The 6,599-nt window shown below is 53.7% G+C and carries 5 protein-coding genes, 1 tRNA gene and 4 pseudogenes; 6 read left to right on the top strand and 4 right to left on the bottom strand.

Going from position 1 to position 6,599, the window contains the following annotated elements; translation table 11 throughout:
• The 4 genes and pseudogenes from M0974_RS21365 to M0974_RS21350 all read left to right on the top strand — a co-directional run.
• Positions 1–271: pseudogene (locus M0974_RS21365) on the top strand (phenylalanine--tRNA ligase subunit beta); the annotation flags it as partial.
• A gap of 3 nt (positions 272–274) precedes the next feature.
• The gene (gene ihfA, locus M0974_RS21360) at positions 275–577 is read left to right on the top strand and encodes an integration host factor subunit alpha (protein WP_002553164.1); all 303 of its coding nucleotides are present in this window, start codon (positions 275–277) and stop codon (positions 575–577) included.
• The gene (locus M0974_RS21355; RefSeq protein ID WP_297841348.1) at positions 558–914 is read left to right on the top strand and encodes a MerR family transcriptional regulator; all 357 of its coding nucleotides are present in this window, start codon (positions 558–560) and stop codon (positions 912–914) included. The genes ihfA and M0974_RS21355 overlap by 20 nt, the downstream gene beginning before the upstream one ends.
• Before the next feature lie 88 nt (positions 915–1,002).
• Positions 1,003–1,079: transfer RNA gene (locus tag M0974_RS21350), tRNA-Pro, on the top strand.
• An 82-nt stretch (positions 1,080–1,161) separates the two neighbouring features.
• Here M0974_RS21350 and M0974_RS21345 read toward each other — a convergent pair.
• The 4 genes and pseudogenes from M0974_RS21345 to M0974_RS21330 form a co-directional block, all read right to left on the bottom strand.
• A pseudogene (locus M0974_RS21345) lies at positions 1,162–1,824 on the bottom strand (tyrosine-type recombinase/integrase); the annotation flags it as partial.
• A 219-nt stretch (positions 1,825–2,043) separates the two neighbouring features.
• A complete protein-coding gene (locus tag M0974_RS21340) occupies positions 2,044–2,247 on the bottom strand; it encodes a hypothetical protein (protein ID WP_297841345.1) in 204 nt (67 codons plus the stop codon).
• A 105-nt stretch (positions 2,248–2,352) separates the two neighbouring features.
• Positions 2,353–2,694: pseudogene (locus M0974_RS21335) on the bottom strand (DUF932 domain-containing protein); the annotation flags it as partial.
• A 156-nt stretch (positions 2,695–2,850) separates the two neighbouring features.
• Positions 2,851–3,185: pseudogene (locus M0974_RS21330) on the bottom strand (hypothetical protein).
• 796 nt (positions 3,186–3,981) lie between these two features.
• Between M0974_RS21330 and M0974_RS21325 the strand changes: the two are divergent.
• Positions 3,982–5,199 carry an MFS transporter gene (locus M0974_RS21325; protein WP_297841342.1) on the top strand — a complete coding sequence of 406 codons (1,218 nt, stop codon included), beginning with the start codon at positions 3,982–3,984 and terminating at the stop codon, positions 5,197–5,199.
• A 229-nt stretch (positions 5,200–5,428) separates the two neighbouring features.
• On the top strand, positions 5,429–6,599 hold a 1,171-nt coding region (locus M0974_RS21320), incomplete at its 3' end, for a carbohydrate porin (RefSeq protein WP_297841339.1).

Raw genomic sequence — 6,599 nt, 5'->3', positions numbered from 1 at the left:
GCGTCGTGACCTTGCGCTGATCGCCGAAAAAGACGTCGCAGCAAGCGCTGTGCTGGACGTAATCCGTGAAAATGCAGGGGAATGGCTGACGGACCTCAGGCTATTTGACGTATATCAGGGTAAAGGTGTTGATCCACATAGAAAAAGCCTTGCAGTCGGCTTGACCTGGCAGCATCCATCGCGCACTCTTAATGACGATGAGGTGAATGCGGCGACGCATAAAATCCTCACCTCTCTCGAGGAAAGGTTAAACGCCACGTTAAGGAAGTAGCGTATGGGGGCTCTGACTAAAGCTGAGATGGCCGAACGTCTGTATGAAGAGCTGGGCCTGAACAAACGGGAAGCCAAGGAACTGGTTGAGCTTTTCTTTGAGGAAATCAGGCACGCTTTGGAAGATAACGAGCAGGTCAAATTGTCCGGTTTCGGCAATTTTGATCTGCGCGATAAACGCCAGCGGCCTGGTAGAAATCCGAAGACGGGAGAAGAAATCCCGATTACGGCTCGCCGTGTGGTCACCTTTCGTCCAGGGCAGAAGTTGAAGGCCCGAGTTGAGGCTTATGCTGGAACCAAGTCATAACGACGAGCTACCGCCCATTCCAGGCAAACGCTACTTCACCATTGGTGAAGTCAGCGAGCTCTGCGCGGTAAAACCGCACGTTTTGCGTTATTGGGAGCAGGAGTTTCCTCAACTCAATCCGGTCAAACGACGCGGAAACCGCCGGTATTATCAGCGACAAGACGTGCTTATGATCCGGCAGATCCGCGCCTTGCTCTACGACCAGGGTTTCACCATTGGCGGCGCACGCTTGCGCATGTCCAGCGATGAAGCCAAGGACGACACGACCCAGTACAAACAAATGATCCGCCAGATGATTTCAGAACTGGAGGATGTATTGGGTGTCCTGCGCAAGTAAGTTTGTCGGAACATACTTTATTAATTCAAACGCTTAGGCTATATTCCTGATCGTGTTTCGCAGATGCGAAAATAGATTCACGCCTAGTCGGGGCGTAGCGCAGTCCGGTAGCGCACTAGCATGGGGTGCTAGGGGTCGAGTGTTCGAATCACTCCGTCCCGACCATATTTTTCAATGACTTAGCCGCCTTTTGGTGGCTTTGTTGTTTTTGCCCTAGTGACATTCCGAGTGACCCTAGGGTTTTTCTTCATACCTGCTTCCTCTTCAGGATCGTCAGCGCTGGTGCGCGCGAGTCGGTTACTGATACCTTATTTGCAGCCGCAATCAGTTGATCCAGTTCTGCCGCCGAGTAGTGACTGGTGATGCTACCGTTCTTGTGTCCGAGCAAAGCTTTCCGGTCTTCCTCGGTCACTCCGGCGGCGCGCAGCCTTCTGCCGAAAGAATGCTTGAGGTCATGAATACGGATTCGCAAAAATCCGTCGTGTGCTGGCCTCAAGTACTTTTCCTGCCATTTCTTAGCCGCCCTGATTCGCGCCTTCTTCCAAGCTGAGTCGTTCATGCGGTGCACGGTCGTCTCGTTCCCGTCGACATCAGGCTTCCCAAACGGGAACACGAACAGCGGGTGCTTGCCGCGCTGACCTTCCAGCACCGACTTCGCAACGCTATTCATCACCACCAGGCGCTCATCCCGGTTTTTTACACCGGCCTTTGCGCTTCGCCCGCCAAATCCTGCCGGAATCAGAAAAACGCTCGTTTCTAACTCCGGCACGGCTATCTCCCAATCCCACTGAAGCTTACAAACCTCTTGCTCGCGGCATCCAGTGTTCACCTTGAACATTGCCATCGTCTGCAGGTGTGCCGGCAGCTCGGCGAACAGTATCGATTGCTCTTCCCATGAAAGCGGGTAGGGCTAGGTATGACATCCGGCCCACCAAGCGCCCAACCCAACGACCAGCATCGATGGCAAGGCTCTGGAGCCATGTAACAACCGCAGTGCGAAGCCTCTTCTTCCGTCCAGCCAACTTCCTTTTCAACTTCTTCAACTGTTCGCATATAGGTACTCTTGCCCATAGGGCGGTTATGCGGTGGCTTTACAGCCAGCTACCTAGCTGCATGAGAAAGGTGTGGGTTAGGCTGCGAACAGCTCTTGCTGCCCCGGTTTCGGCAGCAGTTGTTCTGCTGGGAAATACTGCTGTTCGAGCAGTTCGATGCATTCACCCAAGTAAATGTTCGATAGCGGCGAGAACAGCACGTATCTGCTTATGTTCGAATCTCGCCAGCACACGAACTGCTTGCCGTAGCCATCGACTGCCCATGAAAACGGGCTCTCCATCTTCCATCCCTCCACTTGAATTCAACAAAGCTCCCGGTTGCCCAGGGGCTTTAGTAAATGGCAGTGGTTACATCCGCACGATCTGGCGAACTGCGCGGCCCGAGTAAGGACGCCGGCGGTTTCCAGTTCGTAGCCTGAGGCCTCCGTAAGGTCACAGTAGAGCTCCAAAACATCATGAGGCTGTACGACCTGGTAGCGTTTCGATACGACTGACAGAGCTTCTTTGGTATCTGAGCGGTAAAGGACCTTCTGGTCCGGATATGAATGGATGGTGCCCAGGTTACCTATGGCATTAGCCATGAACCACACTTCAGACTCTTGAATTTCCCAATTCATGCCTGCTTCTTTTTGCCAGACATCCAATGGCTGCTGAGGGGAGAAATGGTTGCCGAGGCCATGCCAAGGTGCGCTGCCAACGTAGGCCATTTGTTCGATGAGATGTGCCATGGATATTTTCCTTTTCTTACGCGCACGGCGAAGCCGCTGAGAGATCAGCAGGGATGAGCCGGTGTGCTTGGTTTGATGGGCGAGCGAGGGGCGTGCTAGAGGTAAAGCGGGAAGAAGCGGTATTTCGCGTTTGAGGTCGGCAGGACCATGCGTTGATCAGACGCAATGACGCAAGCTGAACATGAGTCCGCAAGCGAGACAATGGTAATTGTCCAAAACGCGTTCATCGATGATCTCACCCAGCTTCGCGCCAGCAATGCAGCCTGTGGCTGCACCTGCCAATCCGCCAAGTATTGCTCCTGCAAGACCGCCGGCGGCAATTCCTGCAGGGCCAGCTACAAGTCCTATTACCGCACTACTTCTGCGCCGGCCAGTGCCCCGGTGACTCCTTGGGCGGCGCCACCGACGGTGCCAATGAGGGCACCAAGTTTCCTTGCGATGTCTTTTGTGATGACTGACGCTGAGTTGCAGCTTGGGCATTGAATAGTCATGTAAGGGGCTCGTTGTAAAAAATCGAGATGAGATGATTCGGCGCCATCGGGCCGTTGCGTGATGGTTGATGCTGGGAGGTACGGGGTCGTGATGTATGACCTAAATACTTTTGAATGCGTTTAGGACGCACGTGGAACTGTATTGCGCCATGAATGCTGAAAGGCGAGTTGTTTCGATGCCAACTTGTCAATGCGAACCTCAAAATAGAATGTGTTTTCACACAGCCTCGACCGATTACGGCCTATCGCAGAGGCCGTATAAGAGCGCGCTCGCGCTACTGGCTGCGTTTCCGAGCATTGTTTCCCACACGTTGATGAGCCCAGAGCTTGCTGGAATTGAAGCAACTTCTCTCGATCAGCCGCGCGCGAGCCTATCACTCAAATGCTGGTGACCACGCCGCACACCACTTGTGGTCGCTATTTTTGCCCTGTTGTGATCATTCCATCGCCAATTATCTCAACTGGTGTTGATATAATTGGCGGGTAGAAGTAGGCTCGTAAAAAGCCAAATCGGGTTCCTGATTCAAACGACAAGAGAATCTCACCATGAGCGATAGCCAAAACTGTTCGTGCTGTCCCAGCCACTGCCGCCTGCGAGAACCGGCGTGCTGACGCGAGAGTGCCTTTGATGAGGTCAGTATCACCACCGTGAAACGCGGCGCTCCTGGTGTCGGAGGACATACCGGCTAAACGGGGAGGGGCTCACTCCGACGCACCGTTTTCTCAAGGTGCGTCAAGCGGTCTGCAGGCTCCAATTGCCAGTTCGTGTGCCATTACAATAATAAGGAAACAAGACATGAAACGTTGGTCAGTACTGGTTGGATGCTTTCTCGGGATGAGCATAGCGCCGCCCGCCATTCTGTTGATTCCTTTGGGTCTGTTTATGAAGTCGGTGGCAGGGGAGTTCGGGTGGTCGCGTACCGAATTTTCCATCATTATTTCGGCCGCTGCCGTATGTAACGCCCTGGTGATGCCGCTGGCCGGTTACCTCGTCGACCGCTTTGGGGCGACTCGGGTCGCACTGGTGGGTACGGTGTTGGGATGTGGCAGCTACATGTGCTTGTCGCTCACGCACTCCTTCGGCGCCTTTGTTGCGATCACGGCGCTGAGTGTTGCGTTAGGCAATTTGGCGAGTTATCCGGCCTTCTTGTTTTTGACCCAACGCTGGTTCGACAAACACCTGGGTCTTGCCTTTGCCATTACCTCGTCGGGCCTCGCGGTCGGCACCGGCGGGTTCTCGTACCTTATTTCGCAAAACATCGAACTGCACGGCTGGCGGGAAGCGTTTGTGGTGGCTGGGGCGATTGCCCTGGTCATTGGCCTGGTTAATCTCGCGGTGTTTGTTCGTGACAATAAGGGGGCGATTCCCGAGGCTGAACGCCGCGATGAACAAGGCCAACTCAGCCAGGTCGGTTTAACCCTGGGACGCGCCATGGCAACGCGCGATTTCTGGCTGTATTCGCTGGCCTTTGTTCTGGTGCTTTTTGGCGCTGTGGGTTCCAGTTTTCATCTACCCGCGATGCTGTCGGATTGGGGTGCATCCGCCACTCAGATTGCCGGCATCGTTGCTGCTGGATCTGCCGGGTCATTGTCCGGGCGACTTTTTGGTGGTGCCTTGCTGGATCATCTTCACACCCGCACCGTGGCCGGTATCTTTCTCTCGTGCCAGTTGGTCGGTTTCCTGATGCTATTGGAAGGGCTGAATTGGGCGTTGCCCGCCAGCTTTCTAATAGGTGCAACACAGGGCGCCGAAATCGATATTTTGGGTTATCTCATTGCTCGTCGATTTGGCCGATTGGCTTACGCTCGGATCTTTGGCAGCGCCTTTGCGGTCACTCTGCTGGGCGCCATCATCGGACCCATCGCGCTGGGTATGGCTTTCGATAAAAGCGGCTCGTACAGAATGGGTTTGATGCTGTTTCCGATACTCCCGGTTCTTGCGTTTGGCTTGTTGTGCATGTCCGCCAAGTCACCGAAACAGCCGCTGATTTCTATCGCTACCAACGTGACATAGTGCGGTTCAAAAAAACTATCTTCTGAATACGCAATTCCGTGAACAGCAATGCGGCCATGGCTCGCGCCTGCGTTTGGCCGTCTGTAAACGCAGATGAACACTGACAACAATAATAAAAGGAAATAGTATGCGGCCCAACTCAATAGGGACGAACCGAATCCGTACGCGTGCACCTGAACTTGTACGCATTACGCTCGCGGCATCCTTGGCTTTATGGGCAGCTCATTCTTTGAATGCTCGTGCGGAAACAACGCCAACCCACGAAGTGTTAGTTGGGCAGGTTGCCCCGGAGCTGAATCAGCCGTTTCCGCTGATTGATCCGACGGTTATGAAAAAAGCACTGCCGGACAGTCAATTACTTGGTCAAATTATCGAACGTAAAAAGCAGTTCGCGAAGATTGATGCATTGGTTGAGCACGGCCAACTGACCGAGTTGCCACCGCCGTCCGAAAGTATCCTCGGTAACGCGGATGGCCTGCGTAATGATCTTGCTGACCACGGGATCGGTTTCAATATATTGGACATGTCCAATTTCACTAACAATTACCTTGATCACGACCGGCACAATCCGCAGGCCTATAGCGGGGAGCGTCCCACTTACTCGTCGAATTTGGTGGCAGGGGTTACGTACGATCTGGGGCACGTTGGCCTGGAAAATGGCCAATTCATCTTTGGGGTTGGAAGTTACTACTCCAGCTGGGATGAAGTGAATCCGTCATCGAAGTTCAGCTACACGCGTATCGCTTATTATCAGAGCCTGTGGGATAAAACCGTCGAATTCAAAATCGGTGTGCTGCCCAACGACTTGGAGTTTGTCGGCCCGTTCACTGGCGGCACGCTAGCGGGTGGTACCCAAGGTCTGCAGGCGCTTATACCCTATCAGGTCGGATTGAGCCACGCGCCCGTTTCTAGCCCTGCAGCCAACGTGACCTTGAATCTCGGCAACTTTTACAATAAGTTCGGTGTTCAACGCAGTATCAGTCCCGACGGTATGGGGGCGGAGATCGACCGCCATTTAGGCGAACTTGACCTGAGCGTAAAGCATGGCGGCGAGCTGTACATAGACGAACTTGGTTATAAGCGCGCTGCGACCCCAGGCACCCCATACGCATGGTTGCGTACCGGTTATATTTATAACACGTCGGACTATACCAAGTTCTTGAGTAGTGAACGCAGTGATGACAACTACGCAGGTTATGTACTGGGCGACTACCAGTTCTACCAGTTCAACAGCGCCATCGCATCACGCGGTCTTTATGCCGGCTTTACCTGGATGTCTGCGCCAGAAGATCGCAACCTGTTTGACTTGTATTACGGGCTTCGAGTATTCGCAAAAGGTCCATTTGACTCGCGCCCATTCGACATGTTGACGTTGGAGTATGGTTATACCAGCTACAGCG

The organism is Pseudomonas sp. (assembly GCF_026224925.1).
In the GTDB taxonomy this organism is placed as follows: Bacteria; Pseudomonadota; Gammaproteobacteria; order Pseudomonadales; family Pseudomonadaceae; genus Aquipseudomonas.
The sequence above is the reverse complement of the archived record's forward strand: the minus strand, read 5'-3'. Positions and strand labels throughout refer to the sequence as shown.